The 26258-nt window shown below is 60.4% G+C and carries 27 protein-coding genes and 1 tRNA gene; 17 read left to right on the plus strand and 11 right to left on the minus strand.

Annotated features, from left to right (window positions below):
* Nucleotides 1-110 precede the first annotated feature (110 nt).
* The 3 genes from RGCCGE502_RS03710 to RGCCGE502_RS03720 all read left to right on the plus strand — a co-directional run bounded on the left by RGCCGE502_RS03710 (nt 111) and on the right by RGCCGE502_RS03720 (nt 1580).
* Complete coding sequence (locus RGCCGE502_RS03710) at nt 111-356, plus strand: helix-turn-helix domain-containing protein (protein WP_016552825.1); 246 nt, start codon at nt 111-113, stop codon at nt 354-356.
* 233 nt (nt 357-589) lie between these two features.
* Nucleotides 590-1048: a hypothetical protein gene (locus tag RGCCGE502_RS03715; RefSeq protein ID WP_016552826.1), complete on the plus strand. Its 459-nt coding sequence runs from the start codon at nt 590-592 to the stop codon at nt 1046-1048.
* Nucleotides 1049-1112: 64 nt separating this feature from the next.
* Nucleotides 1113-1580 carry a DUF4174 domain-containing protein gene (locus RGCCGE502_RS03720; RefSeq protein WP_016552827.1) on the plus strand — a complete coding sequence of 156 codons (468 nt, stop codon included), beginning with the start codon at nt 1113-1115 and terminating at the stop codon, nt 1578-1580.
* A gap of 21 nt (nt 1581-1601) precedes the next feature.
* Here RGCCGE502_RS03720 and RGCCGE502_RS03725 read toward each other — a convergent pair whose 3' ends face one another.
* Together RGCCGE502_RS03725 and RGCCGE502_RS03730 are read right to left on the minus strand one after the other, a co-directional pair.
* Nucleotides 1602-2483 (minus strand): LysR family transcriptional regulator, encoded by an 882-nt coding sequence (locus RGCCGE502_RS03725; protein WP_016552828.1) that lies wholly within the window; start codon nt 2481-2483, stop codon nt 1602-1604.
* Entirely contained in the window at nt 2480-2794 is a 315-nt protein-coding gene (locus RGCCGE502_RS03730) for a putative quinol monooxygenase (RefSeq protein WP_016552829.1), read from the minus strand. Before RGCCGE502_RS03730 ends, RGCCGE502_RS03725 begins: the two co-directional genes overlap by 4 nt.
* A gap of 186 nt (nt 2795-2980) precedes the next feature.
* Here RGCCGE502_RS03730 and RGCCGE502_RS03735 point away from each other — a divergent pair, with 186 nt between their 5' ends.
* The 8 genes from RGCCGE502_RS03735 (at nt 2981) to RGCCGE502_RS03770 (ending at nt 11360) form a co-directional block, all read left to right on the plus strand.
* The gene (locus tag RGCCGE502_RS03735) at nt 2981-4477 is read left to right on the plus strand and encodes a CoA-acylating methylmalonate-semialdehyde dehydrogenase (protein ID WP_016552830.1); all 1497 of its coding nucleotides are present in this window, start codon (nt 2981-2983) and stop codon (nt 4475-4477) included.
* A 223-nt stretch (nt 4478-4700) separates the two neighbouring features.
* Nucleotides 4701-5183 carry an iron-responsive transcriptional regulator RirA gene (gene rirA / locus RGCCGE502_RS03740; protein ID WP_016552831.1) on the plus strand — a complete coding sequence of 161 codons (483 nt, stop codon included), beginning with the start codon at nt 4701-4703 and terminating at the stop codon, nt 5181-5183.
* Between the two features lie 331 nt (nt 5184-5514).
* A complete protein-coding gene (locus RGCCGE502_RS03745) occupies nt 5515-7110 on the plus strand; it encodes an ABC transporter substrate-binding protein (protein WP_016552832.1) in 1596 nt (531 codons plus the stop codon).
* A gap of 90 nt (nt 7111-7200) precedes the next feature.
* Nucleotides 7201-8205 (plus strand): ABC transporter permease subunit, encoded by a 1005-nt coding sequence (locus RGCCGE502_RS03750; RefSeq protein ID WP_016552833.1) that lies wholly within the window; start codon nt 7201-7203, stop codon nt 8203-8205.
* Nucleotides 8206-8214: 9 nt separating this feature from the next.
* Nucleotides 8215-9105 (plus strand): ABC transporter permease subunit, encoded by an 891-nt coding sequence (locus RGCCGE502_RS03755; protein ID WP_016552834.1) that lies wholly within the window; start codon nt 8215-8217, stop codon nt 9103-9105.
* A 1-nt stretch (nt 9106) separates the two neighbouring features.
* On the plus strand, nt 9107-9943 hold the full coding sequence (locus RGCCGE502_RS03760; RefSeq protein WP_016552835.1) for an ABC transporter ATP-binding protein: 837 nt from the start codon (nt 9107-9109) through the stop codon (nt 9941-9943).
* Nucleotides 9940-10779 carry a dipeptide ABC transporter ATP-binding protein gene (locus tag RGCCGE502_RS03765; protein ID WP_016552836.1) on the plus strand — a complete coding sequence of 280 codons (840 nt, stop codon included), beginning with the start codon at nt 9940-9942 and terminating at the stop codon, nt 10777-10779. Before RGCCGE502_RS03760 ends, RGCCGE502_RS03765 begins: the two co-directional genes overlap by 4 nt.
* Nucleotides 10780-10826: 47 nt before the next feature.
* Nucleotides 10827-11360, plus strand: coding sequence for a gluconokinase (locus RGCCGE502_RS03770; RefSeq protein WP_016552837.1), 534 nt, complete (start codon nt 10827-10829; stop codon nt 11358-11360).
* A gap of 8 nt (nt 11361-11368) precedes the next feature.
* Here RGCCGE502_RS03770 and RGCCGE502_RS03775 read toward each other — a convergent pair whose 3' ends face one another.
* The 3 genes from RGCCGE502_RS03775 to RGCCGE502_RS03785 form a co-directional block, all read right to left on the minus strand.
* Entirely contained in the window at nt 11369-12616 is a 1248-nt protein-coding gene (locus RGCCGE502_RS03775; RefSeq protein WP_016552838.1) for an NAD(P)/FAD-dependent oxidoreductase, read from the minus strand.
* 74 nt (nt 12617-12690) lie between these two features.
* A complete protein-coding gene (locus RGCCGE502_RS03780) occupies nt 12691-13191 on the minus strand; it encodes an isoprenylcysteine carboxyl methyltransferase family protein (protein WP_016552839.1) in 501 nt (166 codons plus the stop codon).
* A complete protein-coding gene (locus tag RGCCGE502_RS03785) occupies nt 13191-14243 on the minus strand; it encodes a type III polyketide synthase (RefSeq protein WP_016552840.1) in 1053 nt (350 codons plus the stop codon). The genes RGCCGE502_RS03780 and RGCCGE502_RS03785 overlap by 1 nt, the downstream gene beginning before the upstream one ends.
* Before the next feature lie 164 nt (nt 14244-14407).
* Here RGCCGE502_RS03785 and RGCCGE502_RS03790 point away from each other — a divergent pair, with 164 nt between their 5' ends.
* Genes RGCCGE502_RS03790 through RGCCGE502_RS03800 form a run of 3 tightly spaced genes read left to right on the plus strand, consistent with a single transcriptional unit; the run spans nt 14408 to nt 16441 of the window.
* Nucleotides 14408-14995, plus strand: coding sequence for a tetratricopeptide repeat protein (locus RGCCGE502_RS03790; protein WP_016552841.1), 588 nt, complete (start codon nt 14408-14410; stop codon nt 14993-14995).
* A 52-nt stretch (nt 14996-15047) separates the two neighbouring features.
* Nucleotides 15048-15653, plus strand: coding sequence for an RNA polymerase sigma factor (locus tag RGCCGE502_RS03795; protein ID WP_016552842.1), 606 nt, complete (start codon nt 15048-15050; stop codon nt 15651-15653).
* Nucleotides 15650-16441 carry an anti-sigma factor family protein gene (locus RGCCGE502_RS03800; RefSeq protein WP_016552843.1) on the plus strand — a complete coding sequence of 264 codons (792 nt, stop codon included), beginning with the start codon at nt 15650-15652 and terminating at the stop codon, nt 16439-16441. The genes RGCCGE502_RS03795 and RGCCGE502_RS03800 overlap by 4 nt, the downstream gene beginning before the upstream one ends.
* Before the next feature lie 135 nt (nt 16442-16576).
* Here RGCCGE502_RS03800 and RGCCGE502_RS03805 read toward each other — a convergent pair whose 3' ends face one another.
* The 5 genes from RGCCGE502_RS03805 to RGCCGE502_RS03825 all read right to left on the minus strand — a co-directional run bounded on the left by RGCCGE502_RS03805 (nt 16577) and on the right by RGCCGE502_RS03825 (nt 21713).
* Complete coding sequence (locus tag RGCCGE502_RS03805) at nt 16577-18790, minus strand: xanthine dehydrogenase family protein molybdopterin-binding subunit (protein ID WP_016552844.1); 2214 nt, start codon at nt 18788-18790, stop codon at nt 16577-16579.
* Nucleotides 18787-19764 carry an FAD binding domain-containing protein gene (locus RGCCGE502_RS03810; protein WP_016552845.1) on the minus strand — a complete coding sequence of 326 codons (978 nt, stop codon included), beginning with the start codon at nt 19762-19764 and terminating at the stop codon, nt 18787-18789. The genes RGCCGE502_RS03805 and RGCCGE502_RS03810 overlap by 4 nt, the downstream gene beginning before the upstream one ends.
* A gap of 3 nt (nt 19765-19767) precedes the next feature.
* Nucleotides 19768-20409, minus strand: coding sequence for a (2Fe-2S)-binding protein (locus RGCCGE502_RS03815; RefSeq protein ID WP_016552846.1), 642 nt, complete (start codon nt 20407-20409; stop codon nt 19768-19770).
* Nucleotides 20410-20590: 181 nt separating this feature from the next.
* Nucleotides 20591-21352, minus strand: coding sequence for an AraC family transcriptional regulator (locus RGCCGE502_RS03820; RefSeq protein ID WP_244441667.1), 762 nt, complete (start codon nt 21350-21352; stop codon nt 20591-20593).
* 287 nt (nt 21353-21639) lie between these two features.
* Nucleotides 21640-21713 (minus strand) — tRNA-Gln (locus tag RGCCGE502_RS03825).
* A 256-nt stretch (nt 21714-21969) separates the two neighbouring features.
* On the opposite strand from RGCCGE502_RS03825, the gene RGCCGE502_RS03830 reads away from it, so the two are divergent.
* From RGCCGE502_RS03830 to RGCCGE502_RS03840, 3 genes are read left to right on the plus strand one after another with little or no spacing between them, the layout of a single operon-like run.
* Entirely contained in the window at nt 21970-23502 is a 1533-nt protein-coding gene (locus tag RGCCGE502_RS03830) for a Ppx/GppA phosphatase family protein (RefSeq protein ID WP_040673919.1), read from the plus strand.
* Nucleotides 23503-23511: 9 nt separating this feature from the next.
* On the plus strand, nt 23512-24231 hold the full coding sequence (locus tag RGCCGE502_RS03835; protein WP_016552850.1) for an RlmE family RNA methyltransferase: 720 nt from the start codon (nt 23512-23514) through the stop codon (nt 24229-24231).
* A gap of 58 nt (nt 24232-24289) precedes the next feature.
* Nucleotides 24290-24673 carry a VOC family protein gene (locus RGCCGE502_RS03840; RefSeq protein ID WP_016552851.1) on the plus strand — a complete coding sequence of 128 codons (384 nt, stop codon included), beginning with the start codon at nt 24290-24292 and terminating at the stop codon, nt 24671-24673.
* A gap of 3 nt (nt 24674-24676) precedes the next feature.
* Here RGCCGE502_RS03840 and RGCCGE502_RS03845 read toward each other — a convergent pair whose 3' ends face one another.
* Nucleotides 24677-26101 carry a DHA2 family efflux MFS transporter permease subunit gene (locus tag RGCCGE502_RS03845; RefSeq protein ID WP_016552852.1) on the minus strand — a complete coding sequence of 475 codons (1425 nt, stop codon included), beginning with the start codon at nt 26099-26101 and terminating at the stop codon, nt 24677-24679.
* Between the last annotated feature and the right edge of the window lie 157 nt (nt 26102-26258).

Consider the following 26258-nt stretch of genomic DNA (forward strand, 5'->3'; position numbering starts at 1 on the left):
CGGCGGGCTCTCGCCGATCACGAATTAACCATACCGCATTGCAAATCGTGATCGGGAGTGCCATTTTCCCGCCGGGGGCTAATTCAGAGTGATTTCAGAAGGAGACTTAAATGTCCATTTCGCTCAGCAATCTGGATGCATCCAAGGCTACCGCCGTTTCGGCCGTGAATGTAGCCGGTGCTGTACGTGCCGCTCGTGAGGCGGTCGGCTATAGCGTCGACGACCTCGCAGTAACCTGCGGTCTGGTTGTTAATGAGATTGAGGAAATCGAGAGCGGTGAGGATGCTGATCCCGCCAAGCTCAAGCGGATCGCCTCTGCACTGCAGGTGCCGGTCTCATCGTTTGTTCCGATGTGAACATCATCTCAGGGCCGGGCGGCATCTGCCCGCCTGGCCTTGCCTGCCTTCGGGCACCTTAAACGACCTTCATCCTTCTTTAACTCTCCCCTCCGAACCGGCTGAACGCTTTTACCTGTAAAGGGTAGTTTTACCGTCGCTGATTGTGCGGTGCGTTAGCAACTTCATAGCAAATCTCCCTCGAACGAGCCGAGCGCCAGCGCTGCGGCGGTTTACTGCATCGGGGAGGTAGAATGAGCCGGGTACGTCGCATTGGCGCCACGCGGATTGACTTGAACGAAATCATCAAGCGCGGTGTGCTTGCCGTCTTTTCCATTCTCGCGGTCTTGCTACCGATCCTGAAGGTTAGTTCCCTGGGCGAATCCGACGATGTTGTTCTCGGCGACTTTCAGCTCCTGGGCGGCGCTGCCTATCTGTTACCGGTGACATTTCTCTGCGGCCTTGCCACCGTTGTCATCGATGGCATGCGCGCGCATGCGCGCTTCATCGACATGGCCGGACTGATCGTCGCGTTCGTCGCCGTTCTGCGCGGCGCCTATGCTCTCGGCTCAAGTTCTGCGCCGGGCGCGGCAGCTGGATCCGTGCCGAGGCTGGATCAACTGGCGCAGGTTTCCCTGTCATACGGCAGCATAGCCTTGTTGCTGGTGATGCTCGGTGCCGCCTGGCAATTGCGGAAATCCTGGCGCAGCTGAGCCCGTTGCGGTGGATGGAACCGTCCACACTCCTTCGACGTTCCGTCGAGAGGAGATAATGTGCATGTCGAAAACGCTTCTATATGGTGCCACCAAGGTGGACGAGGACAATAGCGCCTATTCCGCCCTCACAAGTCTCGAGCAGTTTCAATGGCGCAATCGCGTCTTGGTCATCTTCGCGGATAAGAAGAATGCACGGGCCGCGCGCCAGGAAAATCAACTGCTTGCCAACCGGGATTCCTTGCAGGAACGCGACATCGTCCTTCTCAAGATTGTCGGCGGCAGCGTCAGAGTGCTTTTCGGGGCAGGTGAAAATCTCGACGCTGCGGCGATCGCAAGCGAACTCGGCAATCCGACGGTTGGAGAATTTGTCGCCTTTCTCGTCGGCAAGGACGGGACGGTGAAGCTAAAGGTCGGCGAGCCGATCACCAGCGGCGAACTGTTCACGATTGTCGATGGCATGCCAGTGCGAGCAGCGGAGGTTGCTGCAGAGAAGCAGCAGATCAGCGGCGAGCCTGACAAGCGTGATTGACCATCATGCGCTGCGCCGATGTCACAGAAATATGTGGCGCTCGGCAGCGACGAGTTCCTGCAGGAAATCGGAAACCGTGCGTACCCGCACGAGTTCCCGCGCGCTCTCGTGAAACGTCGTCCAATAGGCCCGCCGGATCGAAATATCCGGCAGGATGCGTACGAGTGCCGAGTGCTGGCGCGCGATGTAATCATGCAGGATGCCGATGCCGGCGCCTGAGAGCACCGCTTCTGTCTGCCCCGTCGCCGATGAAATTTCGAAGCGGGCGTTCCAGTTGCGCATCACCTCTCCGGTGAAATTCAGCGACTGCGAGAAGATCAGATCCTCGACGTAGCCGATCCGCCGATGCTGCTTCAACTGCTCTGCATCGGCGGGCAGGCCACTGAGTTCGGCATAGCTCCTCGACGCATAAAGACCGAGCGTGTAGTCGGTCAGTTTGGCCGACACCAGACGGCCCTGCTCAGGCCGTTCAAGCGTGATGGCGATATCGGCCTCGCGCTGCGAGAGCGAGAACGACCGCGGCACTGGCACAAGCTGGATCTTCAGTTCCGGATGGCGCTCGATCAGCCGGCCCATGCGGGGCGCAAGAAACGAAACCCCGAAACCGTCCGGCGCCCCCACGCGCACGCTTCCCGCGATTGCTGTATCCGTTCGACCGAGGTTGGCCTGTACGGAAAGCATTTCGGTTTCCATCCGCTCCGCAGAAGCTAGGAAAACCTCGCCTTCCGCCGTCAATTCGCAGCCGTTTGTGCGGCGGACGAAGAGGCGGCTCTTCAGTGCCTCCTCCAGCGAGGTCAGTCGCCGTGAAAGCGTGGCGTGGTTGAGCCCCAACCTCTTTGATGCCGCCAAGATCTGACCCGTGCGGGCGACAGCAAGGAAGATGCGAACGTCATCCCAGTTCATGGTTTGGCGCGCATTGCGATTGGATCGACGTCGAGCAGCGTCAGGGACGTTACCATGCCTGCGGTCGCGTTCTTGTATTTGAGGAAATGCGGCGTCAGCAGATGCGCTTCATAAGCCGTCCGGTTCGCGTACACTTCCAGGATACGGATACTGTTGGGACTGTCTTTGATGGAGACCGCATTCAGCGACAGAACGCCGGGCTCCAGTGCGACGGACGCCTCGATCTCCTCGGCCAGCAGAGCCTGATAGGGTTCAAGCTGAGCGGGGTCGATCTCGAGTTCCGCAATTCTGACAACCAGTTTCCCGTTCATTGAAGCACTATCTCCTCTCCAGTTTGGGTCGTCCGTGGTAGTCTAATCGCGCCCTTTACAGACATTGGAAGCATCAGCTCGATTTGCCGAGCTTCAATTTCCGCACAACGGTTGCTTATCTCAGCTCATTGATTTGTGCAAATTGTAGTGCGATTGTTCGCCATCCAAAAAACAGGAGGAGCACTCATGCGTGAGATTGGTCATTTCATCGGCGGTAAGCATGTCGCCGGCACCAGCGGCCGCACCAGCAACGTCTACAATCCGGCAACTGGCGAAGTCCAGGCAACGGTAGCGCTTGCAAGCGTCGAGGACATGCGCGTCGCTGTCGAGAACGCCAAGGCCGCTCAGCCCAAGTGGGCCGCCACCAACCCGCAGCGTCGCGCCCGCGTTTTCTTCAAGTTCGTCGAGCTGCTGAACAAACACATGGACGAACTCGCGACCCTTCTCTCCACCGAACACGGCAAGACGGTCGAGGACTCGAAGGGCGATATCGTCCGCGGTCTTGAAGTCTGCGAATTCGTCTGCGGCATCCCGCACCTTCAGAAGGGCGAATTTACCGAGGGCGCGGGTCCGGCGATCGACATGTACTCGATGCGCCAGGCAGTCGGCATCGGTGCGGGTATCACCCCGTTCAACTTCCCGGCGATGATCCCGATGTGGATGTTTGCACCGGCGATCGCCTGCGGCAACGCCTTCATCCTGAAGCCGTCCGAGCGCGATCCGTCCGTTCCGATCCGCCTGGCAGAACTCATGATCGAAGCTGGTCTTCCGGCCGGCATCCTCAACGTCGTCAACGGTGACAAGGCCGCCGTCGATGCGATCCTGACCGACCCGGATATCGGTGCTGTTTCCTTCGTCGGCTCCACACCCATCGCCCGTTACGTCTATGGAACGGCTGCCATGAACGGCAAGCGCGCCCAGTGCTTCGGCGGCGCCAAGAACCACATGATCATCATGCCGGACGCCGACATGGATCAGGCTGTCAACGCTCTGATGGGTGCGGGTTACGGTTCCGCCGGCGAGCGCTGCATGGCGATCTCGGTCGCTGTCCCGGTTGGTGAGGACACCGCCAATCGCCTGGTCGAAAAGCTGGCACCGAAGATCGAGTCGCTGCGCATCGGTCCCTACACCGATGAGAAGGCCGACATGGGCCCGCTCGTCACCAGGGACGCCTATAACAGGGTCAACGGCCTCATCGATCGCGGCGTGGAGCAGGGCGCCAAGCTCGTCGTCGATGGCCGCGGCTTCAAGCTGCAAGGCTACGAAGACGGTTACTTCGTCGGCGGTACGCTGTTCGATCATGTCACGCCCGACATGGACATCTACAAGACCGAGATCTTCGGGCCGGTTCTTTCCGTGGTTCGCGCCAAGAACTACGAGGAAGCGCTCGATCTGCCGATGAAGCACGAATATGGCAATGGCGTCGCGATCTATACCCGTGACGGCGATGCCGCCCGCGACTTCGCCTCGCGCATCAACATCGGCATGATCGGCATCAATGTGCCGATTCCGGTTCCGCTCGCCTACCATTCCTTCGGCGGCTGGAAGGCATCGAGCTTCGGCGACCTCAATCAGCACGGTTCGGACTCGATTAAATTCTGGACCAAGACGAAGACGATCACCGCGCGCTGGCCCTCGGGCATCAAGGACGGTGCCGAATTCGTCATGCCGACGATGAAGTAAACCACGGAACGACCTATCGAATTGGGGGCTTCTGCCCCCAATTTGCATTTCAGGACTTCGGCGGGAGTTTCCCGCCAGTGCTGACGCCGACGAGTTGCCGCTGGACGCATTGTCGCGGCAATCCGCCTCACATAAGGTGAATATGAATTTCATATTTTGGAATTGTTCAAAACTAGCAAAGCCCCTATATAGACGATTGTAGAGGACGATTCTGGAGATCGGCATGCGTTTGACCAAGCAGACCAACTATGCGGTTCGCATGTTGATGTATTGTGCTGCCAATGACGGGCAGTTGAGCCGGATTCCGGAGATCGCCAGGGCATACGGAGTTTCTGAGCTCTTCCTGTTCAAGATCCTGCAGCCGCTCAACAAGGCTGGTCTCGTCGAAACCGTCCGCGGTCGTAACGGTGGTGTGCGGCTCGGCAAGCCGGCGAAGGACATCAGTCTGTTCGACGTCGTTCGCGTTACCGAAGACAGCTTTGCGATGGCAGAGTGCTTCGAAGATGACGGCATGGTTGAATGCCCGCTTGTCGATAGCTGCGGTTTGAACTCTGCCTTGCGCAAGGCCCTCAACGCCTTCTTCGACGTGCTGACGCAATATTCGATCGACGACCTCGTCAAGGCACGACCACAGATCAACTTCCTGCTTGGCCTGACCGGCGAACAGGAACACCGCAAGCCTCGCGTCGCGGCACCCGCCGCCTGATCAGCGATGACAAAGTTTTGATAGGGCCGCGGCTGCGCCAAGCGCCGCGGCCGTTCCGTTTTAGGGGAGTTTTTGTCGGGAAATTCGCGTGACGCGTGTACGGAACTATCGCCGGCGACGCGAAATTATACCAAATGCGACAAGAATCGAGTTTATCCAGTCCGTTTATTTCTAAATGCGGCCCATTTTTGGCGGAAAATTACTAAAGTTGTCCGTCTGGAAAAATTTTCCACTTCGGTCGTTGATTTCAGCAAACAAATGTCGTTCCATCTGCCGTCATTCCGGGGTCCCCGGGGTCTCAAATAAAAGAACAAATCTGGGAAATGATATCATGAAAAAGATGTCTGTCTTGCTGGCCGCGACGGTCCTGGCTTCGGCCATGGCATCCGCAGCCTGGTCCAAAACGCTCGTTTACTGCTCCGAAGGGTCGCCGGAAGGCTTCGATCCGGGCATCTACACTGCAGGTACCACCTTCGACGCTTCCTCGCGTACGGTTTATAGCCGTCTCGTCGAGTTCCAGCACGGCAAGACCGAAATCGAGCCGGGCCTGGCTGAAAGCTGGACGGTTTCCGACGACGGTACGGTCTACACCTTCAAGCTGCGTCCGGGCGTCAAGTTCCAGACCACCGAATTCTTCACGCCGAGCCGCGATCTGAACGCTGACGACGTCGTCTTTTCGTTCGAGCGCCAGCTGAAGGCTGACGGCCCGTGGGCCAAGTACGTCGCCGGCGTTTCCTACGAATATGCCGCTGGCATGGGCTTCCCGGAACTGATCAAGTCGGTCGAAAAAGTCGACGACCTGACCGTCAAGTTCACGCTGAACCATCCGGAAGCACCGTTCCTCGCCGACCTGGCAATGGACTTCGCGTCCGTCCTGTCGAAGGAATATGCCGACAAGCTTCAGGCTGACGGCAAGATGGAACAGATGAACCAGATGCCGCTTGGCACTGGTCCGTACACCTTCGTTGCTTATCAGCCGGATGCCGTCATTCGCTACAAGGCAAACGAAACCTACTTCAAGGGCAAGGAAAAGATCGACGATCTCGTGTTCGCGATCACCCCGGACGCTTCCGTCCGCGCTCAGAAGCTGAAGGCCGGCGAGTGCCACATCATGCCGTACCCGAATGCGGCTGACATCAAGGACCTGCAGACGGACTCGAACCTGAAGGTTCTGGAACAGCCGGGCCTGAACGTTTCCTATCTCGCCTACAACACGCTCCAGGCTCCGTTCGACAAGGCCGAAGTGCGCCAGGCGCTGAACATGGCGATCAACAAGCAGGCGATCGTCCAGGCCGTCTTCCAGGGCGCCGGCCAGGTTGCCAAGAACCCGATCCCGCCGACGATGTGGTCGTATAACGACGACATCAAGGATGACGTCTACAACCCGGACGAAGCAAAGAAGATGCTCGAAAAGGCTGGCGTCAAGGATCTCTCGATGAAGATCTGGGCAATGCCGGTTTCGCGTCCGTACATGCTGAACGCACGTCGCGCCGCTGAACTGATGCAGGCTGACCTCGCAAAGGTCGGCGTCAAGGTCGACATCGTCACCCACGAATGGGCCGAATACCTGAAGCTCTCCAAGGATAAGGCCCGTGACGGTGCTGCGATCCTCGGCTGGACTGGCGACAACGGCGACCCGGACAACTTCCTTGACACTCTGCTCGGCTGCGAAGCCGTTGGCGGCAACAACCGCGCACAGTGGTGCAACAAGGAATTCGACGATCTCGTGAAGAAGGCCAAGAAGACCGCTGACGTCGCGGAGCGCACCAAGCTCTACGAACAGGCGCAGGTCGTCTTCAAGAAGGAAGCTCCGTGGGCGACGATCGATCACTCCACGGAATTCGTACCGATGAGCGCCAAGGTTTCCGGCTACGTGCAGGATCCGGTCGGTGTTCACCGTTTCGACGGCGTTGATATCGCCGAGTAATCAAAATTATGCAAAGATGCCCGGCAATCCCGGGCTTGGCCGGCGGTCAGGTTTGATACCTGACCGCCGGAACACTATGGACACTTGCCAATGTTGCGATTTCTCATCGGACGCCTTGCGATCCTGATCCCAACCTTCATCGGCGTTTCACTCATCGCCTTCTCGTTCATCCGACTGCTGCCCGGTGACCCGGTCATGCTGATGTCGGGCGAGCGCGTGATGGCGCCGGAACGCCATGCCCAGGTCATGCATGATCTCGGCCTCGATCGACCGGTTTACGTTCAATACCTTGATTACCTCGGCAACGTGGTGCAGGGCGATCTGGGCTCATCGATCGTCACCAAACGCCCGGTTTTGCAGGAATTCGGCTCGCTCTTCCCGGCGACGCTCGAGCTTTCACTTTGCGCGATCATTTTTGCCATTGTGCTTGGCATTCCCGCCGGCGTCTTCGCCGCGGTCAAGCGAGGAACCTGGTTCGACCAGAGCGTGATGGGCGTTGCCCTCGTCGGCTATTCGATGCCGATCTTCTGGTGGGGCCTACTGCTCATCGTTCTCTTCTCGAATACGCTGCACTGGACGCCTGTGTCCGGCCGCATTTCGCTGATGTATTTCTTCAAGCCGGTCACCGGCTTCATGCTGATCGACAGTCTGCTCTCCGGTCAGGCCGGCGCATTCAAGTCGGCGTTCGTCTCGCTCATCCTGCCGACGATCGTGCTCGGCACCATTCCGCTTGCGGTCATCGCGCGCCAGACGCGCTCGGCCATGCTTGAGGTACTCGGAGAAGACTATGTTCGGACCGCACGCTCGAAGGGTCTTGCTCCCATCCGCGTCGTCGGCCTGCACGCGCTTCGCAACGCGATGATCCCAGTCGTGACGTCGATCGGTCTGCAGGTCGGCGTGCTGCTCGGCGGTGCGATCCTGACGGAAACGATCTTCTCTTGGCCGGGCATCGGCAAGTGGATGGTCGATGCCGTCTTCAAGCGCGACTACACCGTCGTTCAAGGAGGCCTGCTGCTCATCGCCGGCATCATCATGATCGTCAACCTGATCGTTGACCTCATGTACGGTCTCATCAACCCACGTATTCGTCACTAGGAGCGGCTTATGAGTGCGATAACCACCAAGTCGACCCAGCCGTCAGGGCTCTCTGAGTTCTGGTATTACTTCTCCCGCAACAAGGGCGCCGTCATTGGCCTCGGCGTCTTTCTGTTGGTGCTGTTGATGGCGATCTTCGCGCCATTGATCGCGCCGCATGATCCGAACGTTCCTTTCGACGGCATGCAGCGCGTTCCACCGGTTTGGGCCGAAAAAGGCAATCCGATGTTCCTGCTTGGAACCGATGCCGTCGGTCGCGATATGCTGTCGCGCCTGATTTATGGCACGCGCTTCTCGCTTTTCATCGGTCTTGTCGTCGCCTCGCTTTCGGCTGTCGCCGGCGTGCTGCTCGGTCTTATCGCCGGCTATTTCCGCGGCCGCACTGATACGTTCATCATGCGTGTCATGGATATCATCCTGGCTTTCCCGTCGCTGCTGCTCGCTCTGGTGCTGGTCGCCGTTCTCGGGCCGGGCCTGCTGAACGCCATGATCGCTATCTCGATCGTCAACCAGCCACATTTCGTGCGCTTGACGCGCGCCGCCGTGATCAGCGAGCGCGAGAAGGAATATGTTGTCGCATCGCGCGTGGCCGGCGCAGGCACTTTCCGTCTCATGTTCAAGACGATCCTGCCGAACTGCCTGGCGCCGCTGATCGTTCAGGCGACGCTCGCATTCTCCGCTGCGATCCTCGATGCCGCAGCTCTCGGCTTCCTTGGCATGGGCGCCCAGCCTCCGACATCGGAATGGGGCACGATGCTCGCCGATGCGCGCGAATTCTTCCAGAGCTCGCCGTGGCTCGTCACTTTCCCGGGTCTTTGCATTCTGATCACCGTTCTCGCCATCAATCTGATGGGCGACGGACTGCGTGATGCGCTCGACCCCAAGCTGAAGAGGTCCTGATATGGCACTTCTTGAAATCGAAAATCTCGTCGTCGAGTTCCAGACCTCCACGGGGCCCTTCCGCGCCGTTGATGGCGTGTCGCTGAAGGTTGATGCGGGTGAAGTCCTGGCAATCGTTGGCGAGTCGGGATCCGGTAAGTCTGTCTCCATGTTGGCTGCTATGGGCCTCCTGCCGTGGACCGCAAAGGTGACAGCAGACAAGATGGTTTTTGACGGCCGCAATCTGCTTGGCATGTCGGCAAGCGAGCGGCGCAAGATCATCGGCAAGGACATGTCGATGATCTTCCAGGAGCCGATCGCCAGCCTCAATCCGTGCTTCACCGTAGGCTTCCAGATCGAGGAGGTTCTGCGGATCCATCTCGGGATGGACAAGGCCGCACGGCGCAAGCGTGCCATCGAACTGTTCGAGGCCGTTGGTATTCCCAATCCGGCGGAACGGCTCGGCCACTTCCCGCACCAGATGTCGGGCGGTCAGTGCCAGCGCGTCATGATCGCCATCGCGATCGCCTGCAATCCGAAGCTCTTGATTGCCGACGAGCCGACCACCGCGCTCGACGTCACCATCCAGAAGCAGATCCTCGATCTGCTGATGCGGCTGCAGACGGAGCACCGCATGGGCCTGATCATGATCACGCACAACATGGGCGTGGTCGCCGAGACGGCCGATCGCGTGATCGTGCAGTATAAGGGCCGCAAGATGGAAGAGGCCGACGTCCTGTCGCTGTTCGAGTCTCCGAAGAGCGATTACACGAGAGCGTTGCTTGCCGCCCTGCCGGAAAACGCCACCGGTGACCGACTGCCGACCATCGGTGAAATTTTCAAGGGAGCGGCCCAATGACGCCAGTCCTCGAAGCAAAGAATATTGTCCGCAACTATTATCTGCCAGGCGGCCTCTTCAAGAAGGAGAGAACCGTACACGCCGTCAAGGGTGTGAGCTTCAAGGTGGAGCAGGGCAAGACGCTGGCGATCGTCGGCGAAAGCGGTTGCGGCAAGTCGACGCTCGCCCGCATCGTCACGATGATCGATCCGGCAAGCGGTGGCGACCTCTTCATCGACGGCAAGAAGGTCGATATCGCCGCTGGCGATCTGACACCGGAAATTCGCCGCAAGGTGCAGATCGTCTTCCAGAACCCCTACGGCTCGCTGAACCCGCGCAAGAAGATCGGCGACATCCTGATGGAGCCCCTGATCATCAACACCGATACGCCCGCCGCCGAGCGGCGCGAATTGGCGATGGCGATGCTCAAGAAGGTCGGCCTGCAGGAGATCCATTTCAATCGCTATCCGCACATGTTCTCCGGCGGTCAGCGCCAGCGCATCGCGATCGCCCGCGCTTTGATGCTGAAGCCGCGGCTTCTGGTTCTCGATGAGCCGGTGTCTGCGCTCGACCTTTCGGTGCAGGCTCAGGTTCTTAATCTGCTCGCGGATTTGCAGGACGAGCTGAATCTCACCTATGTCTTCATCAGCCACGACCTTTCCGTCGTCCGCTACATGGCCGACGACGTCATGGTGATGTATTTCGGTGAGGCTGTGGAGCATGGCGCGCGGGATCAGGTTTTCAACGATCCGCAGCACAGCTATACGAAGACCTTGTTCGCTGCCACGCCGCGCGCCGATGTCGACACCATCAAGGCTCGTCTTGCGCGCAAGAGCGCGGCACTCGCTGCATCATAAGGGTTCTCCCTGTTCCGGGAGCGCCGGAATTGTGGGAGAGATAAATAATGCCAGAGACCAACAGGACCCCTCATGCCATCATCGTCATGGGGGTCAGTGGTTGCGGTAAGTCCTCAATCGGCCTGAAGATTTCGGACGCCCTCGGCCTGCAATTTGTCGAGGGTGACCAGCTTCATCCTGCGTCGAATGTCGAGAAGATGTCGAAGGGCATTCCGCTGACGGATGACGACCGCATGCCTTGGCTCGATCTCATCGGTGAAACGATGAAAGAGGCGCTGGATCGCGGGCAGGGCGTCATCGTTTCCTGCTCGGCGTTGAAACGCGTCTACCGCGACCGGCTGCGCAACGCGGTGAATGGAGACCTGTTCTTCGTTTATCTGTCAGGTTCGAAAGAGCTGCTGACGAAGCGGATGGGTGAGCGCAAGGGCCACTTCATGCCTCCATCACTGCTGGAAAGCCAACTCGCGACACTGGAAGTGCCAACCGGCGAGCCCGGCGTGGTGACGGTCGATATCGACGACACCATCGACGGGATTGCAAAGGCGGCACTCCGGGATTTGTCCGGACTCGGTGTCGCCTAGGGGAGTGTTCACGGATTGAAACGCTGCGGCGAATAGGCGGAAATATCGACGAACGGCCTTTCGCCGGTCATGACCTCGGCCAGAGCACGGCCTGTAACCGGCCCCAGCGTCAAGCCGTGGTGGGCGTGGCCGAAGGCAAACCATAGGCCATCATGTCGCGGCGCTTTTCCAATGATAGGCATCATGTCCGGGGTGCACGGGCGAGCGCCCATCCACGGCTCCGGATCAAGCCTTTCGCCGAGCGGAAAGACCGTGCGCGCCACCTTCTCGGCTCGATCGAGCTGCACAGGCGTCTTTGGTGCATCCATGGCGGCGAATTCAGCGCCGGTGGTTAGCCGGATGCCGCGGTTCATCGGGGCAAGGAAGTAGCCGCGCTCCGCATCCAGTGTCCAGTTGTTGAGGGTCGCATTCTCTGCCGCGGCATAGTGCATGTGATAGCCGCGCTTGACGCCGAGCGGAAAGGCATAGCCGAGCCGTCTGGTTGCTACTGCAGCCCAGGGGCCGAGTGCCAGGACCGCATCCTCCGCGTCCAGCGAGCCTTCGCTGGTTACCACCCTCCAATTGCCCCCAGAGCGGCCGAGAGAGTTGGCATCACCGGTCACGTATCTACCGCCTAGGCTTTCGAAATAAGCGCGATAGGCCATCGTCAGCCCGTGCGGATCGAGAACCGACCAAGGATCGCGCCAGCGTAGGCCGCCGACGAAATCGCCGTTGATATGGGGCTCCAGTCGCGCAACGCCAGCAGCATCCAGCTGCTCGTAGCTGATCCCGAATTCGGCCCGCAGCCGTTCGGCCTCGGCAAATTCTGCATCACGCTTGCCGGCCGTGCGGAAAATCTCCATCCAGCCATTCTTGCGGATCAGGTGCTGCGCACTGGACGCCTCGATCAGATCATTGTGCTCCGATATCGAGTGCTGGATCAACGGCGCATAGGCGCGGGAAATCATTTCGTGGCGTTTGGCGTTGGAATTCCACCAATAGCGGGCGAGGAAGGCAAGTTGGCCGGGCAACGCCTTCAGATGATAGTGGGCATCGATCCGGTTGTTGAAAGCGTAGCGGACCAGAACGCCGAGCTGTTGTGGAAAGCCGTAGGGAACCACACCCTCGCGTTGAATGAGTCCGGCATTGCCAAAGGACGTTTCTTTGCCTGGCGCCTTGCGATCGATCAGTGTCACCTGCCGTCCCCGGCGCTGCAGATGAATGGCTGTCGATACGCCGACGATCCCGGCGCCAAGCACAATTGCGTTCTTTGTCATTTCCGTGCATTCCACCTATTTCAGGCAATGAAAATGCCGCTCCGGCAAGCTGCGCGCAAACGAAAAATTGCGTTTCATTTCAAAAACATTGCGGTTCTCAACGCCTCATTTTCCGCTTTGATGCGGACGTAGAGTACCGCCGCGTTCAGCGCCGAAAATATCGCGGCGTAAACGGGCATCCCAAAGGCCAGGGGCAGGACGGCGATCTCGCCGGTGACGACCGCATAATTCGGATGCGTCATGAACCGGTACGGTCCACTGCTGACGAGGGGAGCGCCGGGCAGCACGATGATGCGTGTCGTCCACCGGCCCTTGAGCGTCCCGATGACCCAGAGACGACCCGCCTGCAAAACCACGAAAACGGCCAACCACACTGGGTCGATCGGGCGACCAATTGCCAGCAGCCACAATCCGCCAATCCAGCAGCTGTGCAGCGCCACCATGTAGCGATAGTGCTCCGGCGCGACCTCCTTCGCGCCGCTGTCTAAAAGTGCCCGCGTATTGCGGCGGGCGAGAACGAGTTCCGCGAGGCGCTGGGCCGTCACGAAGGCGAGGAGGGCAATAGAGGGCCACATTACGCGACTCTCTTTAACGTTACGCAGCTCGCCGTAAAGCCTGGCCCCATCGCGACCATGGCGCTACGTGGCGGCAATCCCGCCTTCAAGACGCGCTCCAGCACGAAAAGGATCGTCGGCGAGGACATGTTGCCATATTCGGCAAGTACGGCGCGCTCATGATCCAGTTTTCCTGCGTCGAGTGACAGCGCGCTTTCCAGGGCTGTCAGCACTCTCGCGCCGCCGGGGTGACAGATGAAGCGATCGATATCGCGCCGGGAAAGGCCGTTACGCGCCAGTATTCCGTCGACGGCTGGGCCGAGTTCAGCCTCGGCAAAGGGCGGCAGCGACTGGGCGAGAACCACGCCAAAGCCGGTATCGTCGATCTTCCAGCCCATGATGCCCAGCGTATCGGGGAAGAGGTGCTCGCCCGTCGACTCGACCTCAGCCTTGCCATGCGGCCCCGCCCGGAGAACGCAGGCCGCCGCGCCATCGCCGAAAAGCGCCGTGGCGATGATGTTGGCGCGTGTCAGTTCGTCGAGCCGGAATGCGAGCGTGCAAAGCTCTATTGTCACGAAAAGCACTGTCGATCCGGGCCGCTCGCGGGCAAAGCGCGAAGCAATGGCGAAGCCCGAAACACCCGCAGCGCAGCCGAGCCCGAAAACCGGAACACGTTCGATATCCGAGCGAAAGCCTATTTTTTGCGCGAGCTGTGCATCAAGGCTCGGTGTCGCGATCCCAGTGGATGAGACGGTGACGATGCAGTCGACGTCACGCCCCTGCAGTCCCACCTGCTTCAGCGCGTTGGTGGCGGTTTCGAAGAACAGGCTGCGTGCCACCTCGCCATATGCTTCCATCCGGTCCTGCCAGCCGTGCGGTTCGATGAACCACTCCAGTGGACGCGCGGCATAGCGCTTCTGGATGCCGGAATTTTCGAAGACACTTGCAAGATGAGAGAAATCCTTGAATCGGGACGAAAACAGCCGGGCGGACGTCTCCGCTGCTTCCTTCTGGGTAATGACATGCTCTGGCGTCGCGACGGCAAGACTCAACAGTTTTACGGTATCACTCACGGAATGCTCCTTCTGGCCGGCGCGTGAGCGACTAACACCTCAGCTTCGCATTTATTCGCCGGCGGTGCAGCGCAGCGCTCCAAAAAAGAAGAACAAGCTATCGAATAAACTGCCATTCAACAGTGTTCACTCGCCGCCAACGTCATTTTCCTAGGAGATATCCCATGACGATCGCGACTGTTCGTATTGCTTCCATCCTAGTCGGCGGCTGCATTGCCGCCTTCGCGCTATCCGCTCCCGCCTTTGCAGTGGGCGGCGGTGGCAGCGGCGCTGGTGGCGGCAGCGGTGCCAGTGGCACGGGCGGCAACAGCGGCACCATGCCGACCTGCAAGAAGGGCCAGATGTATGACAAGAAAACAAGGAGATGCGTCAAGCAGAGCAGCGCCAACGTGACGGAGGAAAACCGCACGGATTACGCCTACTCGCTTGCAAAGGCTGGCCGCTACGAAGAAGCGATTGCCATGCTCGATACGCTGAAGGATCCGAACACGGCTGAAGCCCTGAACTATCGCGGCTACGCCACCCGCAAGCTCGGCCGCACGGACGAAGGTATTTCCTACTACCTTAAGTCCGTCGAGATCGATCCGAAATATGCACAGGTTCGCGAATATCTCGGCGAAGCCTACGTGGTTAAGGGTCGCCTCGACCTCGCCAACGAACAGCTCGAGGTGATCAAGACGCTCTGCGGCGGCACCGAGTGCGAGGAATACGAGGACCTCCACGAAGCAATCATGAAGCCCTCCAAGATGTGATTTCCGGCGACTGGACAGGAGCGCGCAATCACGGTTGACAGGAACCCTCCAAATGCCGTTCGCGTACACCACATTTCCTGCCTATAGTCCTGCAACGCCAAAGCCGTCGGTACAACCGGCGGCTTTGGAAGGAAGAATTGTGGCGGAGGCTGACATCGCAAGCGAAGCCGATATCAGAGGCGGCCTGGCGGACAATCTGTTGCGGCTGTGGCGCTATGGCCTTGTGCTTTCGCATCGCCGCGACGTTGCCGACGATCTCGTGCAGCAGACCTGTGTCCGCGCGCTTGAGCGTGTCGGGCAGTTCGAGGCGGGTACCCGGCTGGATCGCTGGTTGTTTTCCATCCTGCATTCCATCTGGCTGAATGAGATCCGGTCGCAACGAGTGCGCCTTGGTCGGGGCTTCGTTGATGCCGACGAGGCCTTGGTCGTCGATGGCGCCCGCGAAACGGAAACACATGTTATGGCGAACCAGGTTCTGCGGCTGGTCAATACGCTGCCGGACGCGCAGCGGGCAGCCGTCTTCCTCGCTTACGTAGAAGGCCTTTCCTACAAGGAGGTAGCAGACGTATTGGACATCCCTATCGGAACGGTGATGAGCCGCCTTGCGGCCGCGCGTGCCAAGATCGCCGCCAGCGTATCGGGGGGAGGCGCCACATGAACGACAAGAACAAAATCCCCTCCGATGAGGAATTGACGGCCTATATCGACGGTGAGCTGTCGAATGCCGAGGTATCGCGCATCGAGGCGGTTCTTGGCTCTGACGAGCATGCGGCCGCAAGGCTGGCGTTCCTGTCGCAGAGCAGCCTGTCATTCCAGCAGGCCTTCGAGCCATTACTGTCCGCGGCACCGAAGGCGAGGCTCGATGCGATGCTGGGCATTCTGCCGGCCGAGGCAAGGCCGGTTCCGGCGCGCTCCAATCGCCGCGGCTTCCTGGCTGCGCTTGCCGCCTGCCTGGTCGCGGGTATTGTGGCCGACCGGGCCGTCATCGGCATTCGCAACCGCGTTCACGCACCCGACGAAAGCAATGAATGGCGGGCCGTGGTCGCCGAATACATCGCTCTCTATACGCCAGACACCCTGGCCGGGCCGTCGCCATCCGGCGAAGCGCAGGTCGCCCAACTCGCGCGCCTCGACGACAAGCTTGGCCTCTCGTTGTCCCCTGAAGCCGTGTCGTTGCCGGGCATCGAGTTCAAGCGTGCGCAGATGCTGCAGTATGACGAAAAGCCGCTCGCGCAGATTGCCTATCTCGATCCCGAGACCGGACCGCTGGCGCTTTGCATCGTTCGCTCCGATGTCGGCATGAAGGAGCCTGACGTCGAAGGCCGAAATGGCATGAACGTCGTTTACTGGTCGAACGCAACTAACGCCTTCATGTTGATCGGCCGCATCCCGATCGATCGGATGCAGGAGTTGGCGGATGGTGTCAGGGCAAGGATATCGGCGTAGTCTCGGTCGGGTGTGGTCGAGTGGGCATCGGTTGGACCTTTTGCCAGGCTCTCCTCGTCTGCGCGAAGCCAGGACACTGTCTTCCAGACAAAGGCAATTCCATTGCCTGCATGCGATCCAGAAGACATATGATGGCTATGCGGTCAGCATATCTTCGATCCGGATCGGCAGAGTCCGCACGCGTTTACCTGTCGCATGGAAGATTGCGTTTGCGATCGCTGGAGCGGTGCCGACGAGTGCTATCTCGCCCAGGCCCTTCACGCCGAGCGGGTTGACGTGAGGGTCGATCTCCTCGACGAAGTGTGCCTCCAGCGCCGGGATGTCGAGGTTCACCGGCATCAGATAGTCGGCCATGTGAGCGTTGACCGGGCGGCCATCGCGCGGATCGAGTGCCGTCTGCTCCATAAGCGCCATCCCCATGCCGCCAATCATCCCGCCGGTGCACTGACTGCGGGCGAGAAGAGGATTGACGACGCGACCGATCCCATAGGCACCAACGATGCGGCGGACGGTGATCGTGCCCACATCCGGATCGATGGCGACCTCCGCAAATACAGCTCCGAAGGAGTGCATCGAATATCGCTCCGCCACGCTCGGATCGCGCTGCGCGGATCCACTGGCTTCGATCGGACCGCGGTTGGCGACAACAATGTCCTGATAAGAAATGCCCAATGACGCTTCGCCGCGGCGTCGAAGCGTGCCTTCGCGCCATTCAAAATCTTCTATCGACGTTCCCGAAACCGGCAAGTTGGCGCTTGTGGTTGCAAGCCGAGCCGCTTCTGCCTGCACCTCGAGACAGGCGGCACGGATTGCCGACCCGACCGATGCCATCGTCCAGGAGCCACCGTGCGAGGGTGTTTGCGGATAGTCCGACCTTCCAAGTTTGAAACGGATTCGCTCCAACGGGAGGCCGAGGAATTCCGCCGCCACCTGGCTCATGGAAGTATAGGTTCCTGGGCCCATGTCGCTTGCGGCTGCCTCTACCTCGGCCGTTCCGTCCGCAAGCAATCGCACTCTCGCGTTCGCTGGTGCATGGAAGGCCGGATAGGTCGCGCTGGCCGTTCCCATGCCGATAAGAAGACGCCCGTCGCGCATGGAGCGCGGTTGGGCGGTTCGTCGCTTCCAGCCAAAACGCTCGGCGCCGAGGTCGTAACATTGGATGAGCGACCTGCTGGAGAACGGCTTGTTTTCACCTTCATCGATATCAGGTTCATTACGACGCCTCAGCTCGATGGGGTCGATGCCGAGTTTGTAGGACAATTCGTCGATGGCGCTTTCGAGCGCAAAGATGCCGCTCGCCTCGCCGGGACCGCGCATATGATTTGGCGTGCTCGTGTCGAGCTGCGCCAAGCGGTAGCGGGTCTGGACGTTGGGGCAGGAATACAAGTAGTCGGTGACCGAGGTCAGCGCCTCCGTGAATTGCTCATAGCGGCTCGTTTCTCCCGTACCCTCATGGATCACAGCGGTAAGCCTGCCCTCTGACGTAGCACCGAGCGCAACCCTCTGAAGGGTGCGTGGCCTGTGACCGGTCGTGAAGAACATCTGCTTGCGGGTGAGCACCAGCTTGACTGGCCGTCGGATCTGGCGCGCCGCAAGTGCTGCCAGCGTAACGTGCGGCCACGTCCTGAGGCTGGTCCCGAAGGCGCCCCCGATAAAGGGACAGACGACTTCTACATTCTCCAGGGGCACGCCGAATACGGCCGCGATTTCGGCTTGCTCATTGACCAGATACTGGCTCTTGCTCCACAGGGTCACACGGTCGCCGCTCCAGGATGCGACCGTTGCATGCGGCTCCATTGGATTGTGGTTTTCACGCGCAATATTGTAGGTCTCGTCGATCACGACAGGCGCTTCGGCGACTGCCTTATCGGCATCCCCTCGTGATCTGTCGACGCTACCCGCTTCCGGAATGATGCGCTCAACCATCTGATCCGTCGGGTCCGTGAGCGGCTGCTGGGCTTCATAGGAAATACGCAGTTCTGCGGCAGCCCGCTCGGCATGATCGATGCTGTCCGCAACGACCACCGCGACGGGCTGGCCGTAGAAGCGCACCTTGTCGTCCTGGAGGACATGAAGGCGCTCTCCCGACGCCGGATCGATGATGGCCCTGTGCGGCAGATAAGGCAGCCGTTCGGCGTTACGATGGCTGATGACGGCGATGACGCCCGGCATCTTCTCGGCGGAAGTGCTGTCGATATCGGTGACCGTACCGAGGCCGATCGTGGAACTGACGATGACGGCGTAGGCTTGGCCCGGTTGATTGAAGTCGGCCGCGTATCGGGCGCCACCCGTCACCTTCTGCGGGCCGTCGACTCGTGTTCTGGCTGTGCCGATGAGATTGGTTGTCATGCGACTTCTCCTGCCATCTCGAGGGCACGGACAATGGTCCGCGGCAGTAGCTCGACCTTGTAGTGGTTATGGCTTAACGGACGGGCACCGTCGGTCGCCAGATGGGCGGCAGCCTCGAAGCTTGCGCGATCTGCGGCCTTGCCGGCAAGGGCCGCCTCGCAGGCTCGCAGACGCCAGGGCTTGGTGCCGACCCCGCCCACAGCGATACGAGCGGCGCGGATCAGCCCGTTGTCGACATCGAGCGCGACTGCCGCCGAAACAAGCGCGAACTCATAGGAAGCCCGGTCGCGTACCTTGAGATAGCGTGCACGTCGGCTGTGAGGTCCACCGGGGACGCGGATCTCCAGGATCAACTCGGCCGGAAGGAGCGTATGCTCCAGATGCGGAGTGTTCCCGGGCAACCGGAAGAGGTCTTCGACGGGGAAACTGCGCTCGCCTTGCGGACCCCTCACCCGCATTGTCGCGCCGAGTGCGACGAGCGCGACCGCGACATCCGAGGGATGTGTCGCGACGCAATGATCGCTGGTGCCAAGGATCGCGTTGCCGGCATTGAGGCCGTCGATCGCGGCACAACCGGAGCCGGGAGCCCGCTTGTTGCAGGCAGAGTCAAGCATCCGGAAATAAGGACAGCGGCATCGCTGCAGCAGATTGCCACCCATCGAAGCCATATTCCGCAATTGTGGGGAAGCGCCTTCGATCAGGCTTTCCGCGATCACCGGCTGCAGGCGCTGCACGTCCGGGTGGGTAGCAACGTCGGACATTCGGGCGAGCGCGCCAATAACCAGATCCTCACCATCCACTCGAATATCGCCCAAGGGGAGGGCGTTGATATCCACGAGTTGATCCGGACGTTCGACCTCCTCGCGCATAAGATCGACGAGTGTCGTTCCGCCGGCGATGTAGCGCGCGCCGGCGGCTGCGGAGGCTATCGCGGCTTCGGTGTTATTTGCCTTTTCCAATACAAAGGGAAGCATCGTTCAGCTCCTTTCGGCCGCGTCGGCGATCGCGGCGACGATGCCTGGATAGGCGCCACAGCGACAGATATTCCCGCTCATCCAGAACCGGATATCCTCCGGCGACGCCGCATGGCCCTCGGCAATGCAGCCTAGTCCCGACATGATCTGGCCAGGCGTGCAGAACCCGCACTGCAGACCTTCATGCTCCACGAACGCCTGTTGCAGTGGATGAAGCTCGCCGTTCTTTTCGAGCCCTTCGATGGTTTGGATTTCGGCTCCGTCATGCATGGACGCCAAGGTCAGACAGGAAACGATACGTCTGCCGTCGACGAGAATAGTGCATGCGCCGCAGGCGCCTTGGTTGCAGCCCTTCTTCGTGCCGGTGAGATCAAGTGTTTCACGCAACACGTCGAGCAGGGATTGCCGGGAATCGACCTGAAGTTCTCTTGCCGTTCCGTTCACGACCAGCCGAACCGGCCCTGTCACGCCGCTGGTTGTCACGGTTGGCGGGGACGACTGCGCTTCAGCATGGGACATGGACGCGAGTGACACGACGCCTCCCGCCATCTGAAGAACCGTGCGGCGTGAAACCGATACCGAAGCTGCGGAAGCGTGTTCCTCCGGTTCAGCCTTATTTGACAATGTCTGGTTTTGATTGGTCATCTTGGCCTCCTGACGCGGACCGCGTGCGAGGCTTGGCCAGTTAGCCAGCCCACCGCACCTTCACTCAACGCTATCTGCCGATCGCTCGCAGACCAGTGCACAGAGTGCTGTTTTTTGTATGCCAGTGCTACCTTGCAATAAACCGCCGTGGCCCGACGGGACCGTGTCGGATGGCGCTTGCCTAGAGGCTGCGAAGGCGCCGCCACGAGCCGGGTGTGACACCAACCACCTTGGAAAAGCTACGCGTGAAGTGGCTCTGATCGGTAAAGCCGCATTGATGGGCGATTAATTCGATCGGCACGGAAGGCTTCAAAAGCAGATTTTTTGCTCGTTCTATCCGCTGCGCCTGCAACCACTGAAGCGGCGGCAGGCCCGTCGTGGCCTTGAATTCGCGTGCGAAATGGCTGCGTGACAGGCCGCACGCGCGAGCGAGTTCCCCAAGACCGATCTTGCCGTCGAGGTTCGCCAGCAGCATCTCCTTCGCCCGACGCTCTTGCCATTGCGCCAGTCCCCCACGGATCGCATGTACGACCACAGGTCGCTCGGCATACGCAGCGCTGATGTGCGTCAAGAGCGCCAGCGCAATGCCGTCAGCAAAAAGCTGAGTGGCAGGCTCCTGCCGCTCGAAAGCGGTTACCAGGCATTCGCCCAGATTTCTGATCACTCCATCATCGAAGGCCACGCCGCTGGCGGTGCGGAGCGGCCCGACCGACCCTAGATCGTGCTCGTCGTGGAACTGCTGCAAGGCCTCATGCGACGCATACATGGACACACAGTCTACAGCTCCACGAGTCACGGAGGCATGTTCCTCGTTGAGGTCAAGGAAAAGAAACTGCCCGGCATTGAGCGGCATCGCGGGCATTGGTCTGTCATTGACCCAATAGGGATACTCGGCGAGATAGCGCCGCTGGAGGCAAATCAAGTAGCCGTTGCTCCGTTCCATGCGGACCGGAGCTTCGTTTTCGGGTTCGTTCCAGCGCAATCGACCGCCGCTAACTTCCGCCAGTTGCAAGAAGCGTGTGGAAAGGGTGCGAGGTTGCTCCAACCCCACAAATCGACCGATGCTCCGTCCAAACTCCTTCGCCATCGTCGCGCCCGGTATGGAAACCAGCCATGTAAATAGCATTGCGCAGGGGAATTCAAAGCGAAATCAAGTGACGATGGGGGTGGTAGGGCTGCCGGGAATAACGTCAGAGGGAATTCAGATCGGCACGCAGCAAAGTGGCGAATTGGCTGGGGAACCTGGATTCGAACCAAGATCGACGGAGTCAGAGTCCGCTGTTCTACCATTGAACTATTCCCCAGCAGCTGCGGCGCTCGAAGCGGCTCCGCTGGTGTGCGGCGCTTATAAACAAAAGCTGGCGGATTGCAAATACCTGTTTCGAAAAAAATGAACAGGGATTTTGCAGCGGGTTTTGATCTCAAAAAGCCGGCCTATTTCGCTACCGCCAAAAAGAATTTGGTGATTTCGCCATGCGCTGGTATCTTCGCGCCAACGCAAAATCGAATGAGCGCCTGCTGCATACCTTCTGGACTTGCGCGGTGTGATGGAAAAAGAACGTGGAAGACCCCGAAGGCGGCCAAGGGCCGCAAGGTAACGGGGCGTTGGCGGCAGGGCGCAAGGACGGCAAGAAGTCCAGGCGCCGCAAGGGTAAGCGTGGCGGGCAATCCCGCAACGCGAACCATTCCGCTCAGCATGTCCTCTCCGGCGAGACCGGAGAGGCGGCACGCCCAATGGAAGCCGGCAACGCGGCGCGCAAGCGAAAGCGTCGCCGTCGTGGTACAGGCGCCTCAGGCGAAGCCGCGCAACAACATCGTCAAAGCAACGAAGTTTCAGCCATCGCGGCGCAAGCCGTTCGCGTTGACGGCGAGTCGGTGCCGAGCCGCCGCAATCGCCGCAAGCATCGCGGTAAGCGCGGTCTGCAGGGACGTCCCCTGGTGCATGAGAAGCCGGTCGGACGTCCAGCTCAGCCGCAGCAGGCGACCCCAGGCAGCGACACCGCTGAATCGCGCATAGGTCAGAACGAGAATCGGGCGCCGCGGCAGGCCGAAAATGGGTACCGCAATAACGGCGAACATCCATGGCCGGATGAGCTTTATGCTGCGCTCGATCTTGGCACCAACAACTGCCGGCTGCTGATTGCGCAGCCGACGCGGCCCGGCCAGTTTCGCGTCGTCGATGCCTTCTCGCGGATCGTGCGCCTCGGCGAAGGATTGGCGGCAAGTGGTCGGCTCTCCGACGATGCGATGGATCGGGCCGTCGATGCGCTGCGCGTCTGCGCTTCCAAGCTGAAAAGCCGTGAAATCCGCCGGATGCGGCTGATCGCCACCGAGGCCTGCCGACAGGCGACCAACGGCGCCCAGTTCCTCGAGCGTGTTGTGGCCGAAACCGGCCTTGAACTCGAGATTATCGATAGGGAAACGGAAGCGCGGCTTGCCGTCTCCGGCTGCTCGTCGCTGGTCGGCCGGGAGACTCGCTCGGTTGTCCTCTTCGATATCGGCGGTGGCTCCTCCGAAATCGCGGTCATCCGCATCGGCGATAGCCGCTTCAATCGCCTCGCCAATCACATCACGCATTGGACCTCGCTTCCCGTCGGCGTCGTGACGCTTTCGGAGCGTCACGGTGGGCGGGATGTCACGCCGGATGTCTTCGAAGGCATGGTCGTGGAGGTGGAGGGCATGCTTGAGCGCTTCGATTGCCCTGCGATCGACATCGGTCATGCCGGTGACTTCCATCTCATCGGCACGTCAGGAACCGTGACGACGTTGGCCGGCGTTCACCTCGATCTGCCGCGCTACGACCGGCGCAAGGTCGATGGCATCTGGCTTTCCGACGACGAAGTCTCGGCGATGCAGGCAAAGCTGCTGTCGTGGGATTTCGCCAGCCGCGCCGCCAATCCCTGCATCGGGCCGGATCGCGCCGATCTGGTGCTGGCCGGTTGCGCCATTCTCGAAGCGATCCGCCGTCGCTGGCCGAGCCCCCGTATGCGTGTTGCCGATCGCGGCTTGAGGGAAGGCCTGCTGACGGACATGATGGCGGATGACGGCGTCTGGCGGCGCCACCGCAACCGCCGCGGTCAGCGCGGCAAATAGGGGACAAGCATGGCGAAGCCAACCATTGCGGGCAACCGCACCGGCCGCAAACTCGGCCAGCGCGTCAAGAACAAGAAGATGAAGGCGTCGTCGCGGCAATGGCTGCAGCGCCACATCAACGATCCCTACGTGCAGCGCGCCCAGCTGGAAGGCTATCGCGCCCGCGCCGCCTTCAAGCTGCTGGAGATCGATGAGAAGCACAGCATTCTGAAGGGCGCCCGCCGCATCATCGATCTCGGTGCCGCACCGGGAAGCTGGTCGCAGATTGCCGCCAAGGTCACCGGCTCCACGGACGAGGACATCCGCGTCGCGGCAATCGACTTCCTGGAGATGGATCAATTGCCGGGCGTGAAGATCCTGCAGCTCGATTTCCTGGATCCGTCGGCGCCGGCGCAGCTGATCGAGGCGGTCGGCGGCACGCCGGATGTGGTGATCTCGGACATGGCGGCGCCGACGACCGGCCACCACCGCACCGACCATTTGCGCACCATGCATCTTTGCGAAGTCGCGGCCCACTTTGCCGTCCAAGTCCTGGGTGAGGGCGGCCACTTCCTGGCGAAGACCTTCCAGGGCGGCACGGAGCGCGATCTTCTCAACATGCTGAAGCGGCATTTCAAGCAGGTAGTTCACGTCAAGCCGCCGTCGTCGCGCGCGGAGTCGGTCGAAATGTTCCTACTGGCGAAGGGCTTCAAGGGGCGGCAACCCGAACCAGATATTTCGGAAGCTTGATCTTTGGGCTGGTCTTGAGTGATGATCGACGCCCCAAGACCTGGAATGCCCCGCTACCATGCTCCTATACGTTACCCTCGGAACCAATGACATCGAACAGGCGAGGCGGTTTTACGACATCGTCCTGCCAGTGCTCGGCTATCGCCGCCAACGCTATTCCGAAGAAGAGATCGGCTACGCCGCAGATGGCGACACCCGCTGCCGGCTCTGGGTCGTCACCCCGTTCAATCGCAGGCGGGCCTCGAACGGCAATGGTTCGATGGTCGCGCTTCATGCCGAACGCAGAGCGGATGTGGATGCGTTCCATGCTGCGGCACTGGCCGCGGGCGGCGTCGACGAAGGCGCGCCGGGATTGCGGCCGTTCCATGCCAATTTCTATGCCGCCTACGTTCGAGATCCGGACGGCAACAAGCTCAGCGCGGTCTGCGAAACTCCGGAATAGCCCTTACTTCACCGCTTGCTGTTCGGCCTCGATTGTTGTTGGAGAGATGCGCTTTACCCGGTGGCCGGAGACGACCGCCCCGGCGCTCTTGTCCATCCGGATGAAAGGGATCGTTGCCACGACCGTCAGGGCCGCGATGACATAGAAGGCGACGTGGAAGTCGGCCACCTGCAGTGGCTCGCCGCGGAAATAGATCGACGTCTCGAGGATTGCCGCCGCAACGGCAACGCCAAGCGCCAGGCTGATCTGCTGCATCACCGAACTCATGGAGGTGGCTTGGCTCGCCTGCGCATCTTCGATGTCGGCAAAGGCCAGCGCATTGACGCCGGTGAAGAAGAACGAGCGCGAGAAGCCGCCGACAAGAAGGACGGCGATGATGACCAGGTGCGGTGTTTGCGGCGTGAAGAAGCCCGTCACCACCGTCACAATCGTCGTGACGCCCGCTGCCGAAAGCAGCGTCGTGCGGAAGCCTGCTGCCGCAAAGACGCGACGCGCCATGAACTTCGTAGTGATCGCACCAATTGCGCCGGCAAAGGTGATGAGGCCGGACTGGAACGGCGTCAGGCCGAAGCCGAGCTGCAGCATCAGCGGTGTCAGGAACGGCATGGCGCCGATGCAGATGCGAAACAGTGTGCCGCCGGTGGTCGATGCCCGGAAGGTCGGGTTTTTGAAGAGGTTCAAATTGAGGATCGGCGCTGGATGCCGTTTGGCATGGCGCACATAGAGAAAACCGCAGATGAGACCGATTGCCGTCGCCGTGATGCCGATCACGGGCGGCAGGGCTGGGAGGCTGACGACCGAGAGGCCGAAGACCACACCGGCCGCCGAAAACGATGTCAGCACAAAACCAATCACATCAAGCTTTGGCGGCGCAGTGGCCTCCACCTCCGGCAGGAAGATTGTCGCGAGCCAGACGCCGATGATGCCGACCGGCACATTGATCAGGAAGATCCAGTGCCAGGTGAAATAGGTGGTGATGAAGCCGCCGAGCGGTGGTCCGGCAAGCGGCCCGACGAGCGCCGGAATGGTCAACAGCGCCATCGCCGAGACGAGCTCGCTTTTCTTCGTCGTCCGCACCAGCACCAGGCGGCCGACCGGCGTCATCATAGCGCCACCCATGCCTTGCAGGAAGCGAGCGACGACGAACTCGATCAGGCCGGACGAGATCGCGCAGAAAATGGAGCCGACGACGAAGACGCAGATGGCGAGGCGAAAGATGCGCTTGGCGCCGAACCTGTCGGCCATCCAACCGCTGATCGGGATGAAGACCGCGAGCGACACCATGTAGGAGGTCAGCGCCAGCTTCAGCGTGATCGGCCCGACATGGAGGTCGTTGGCGATGGCGGGGAGGGCGGTTGATATGACGGTGGAGTCCATCTGCTCCATGAAGAGAGCGACGGCGAGGATCAGCGGAACGATGCGGTTCATACGCGAATGCCTTGAGGGTCTTGCGAAGGCGTCTGGGGGCTTGTGCTCTGTAGTCCTCGGGAAGACCTCTGCCAACCCCTCATTCCGCTTCTGAAACACGTTTGCATCACGTCTGCGTGAGACTGCTTGCTCAGCAATTTCAACGGTCAAGATTGAC

The sequence above is a fragment of the Rhizobium grahamii CCGE 502 genome, assembly GCF_000298315.2.
Lineage (GTDB): Bacteria > Pseudomonadota > Alphaproteobacteria > Rhizobiales > Rhizobiaceae > Rhizobium > Rhizobium grahamii.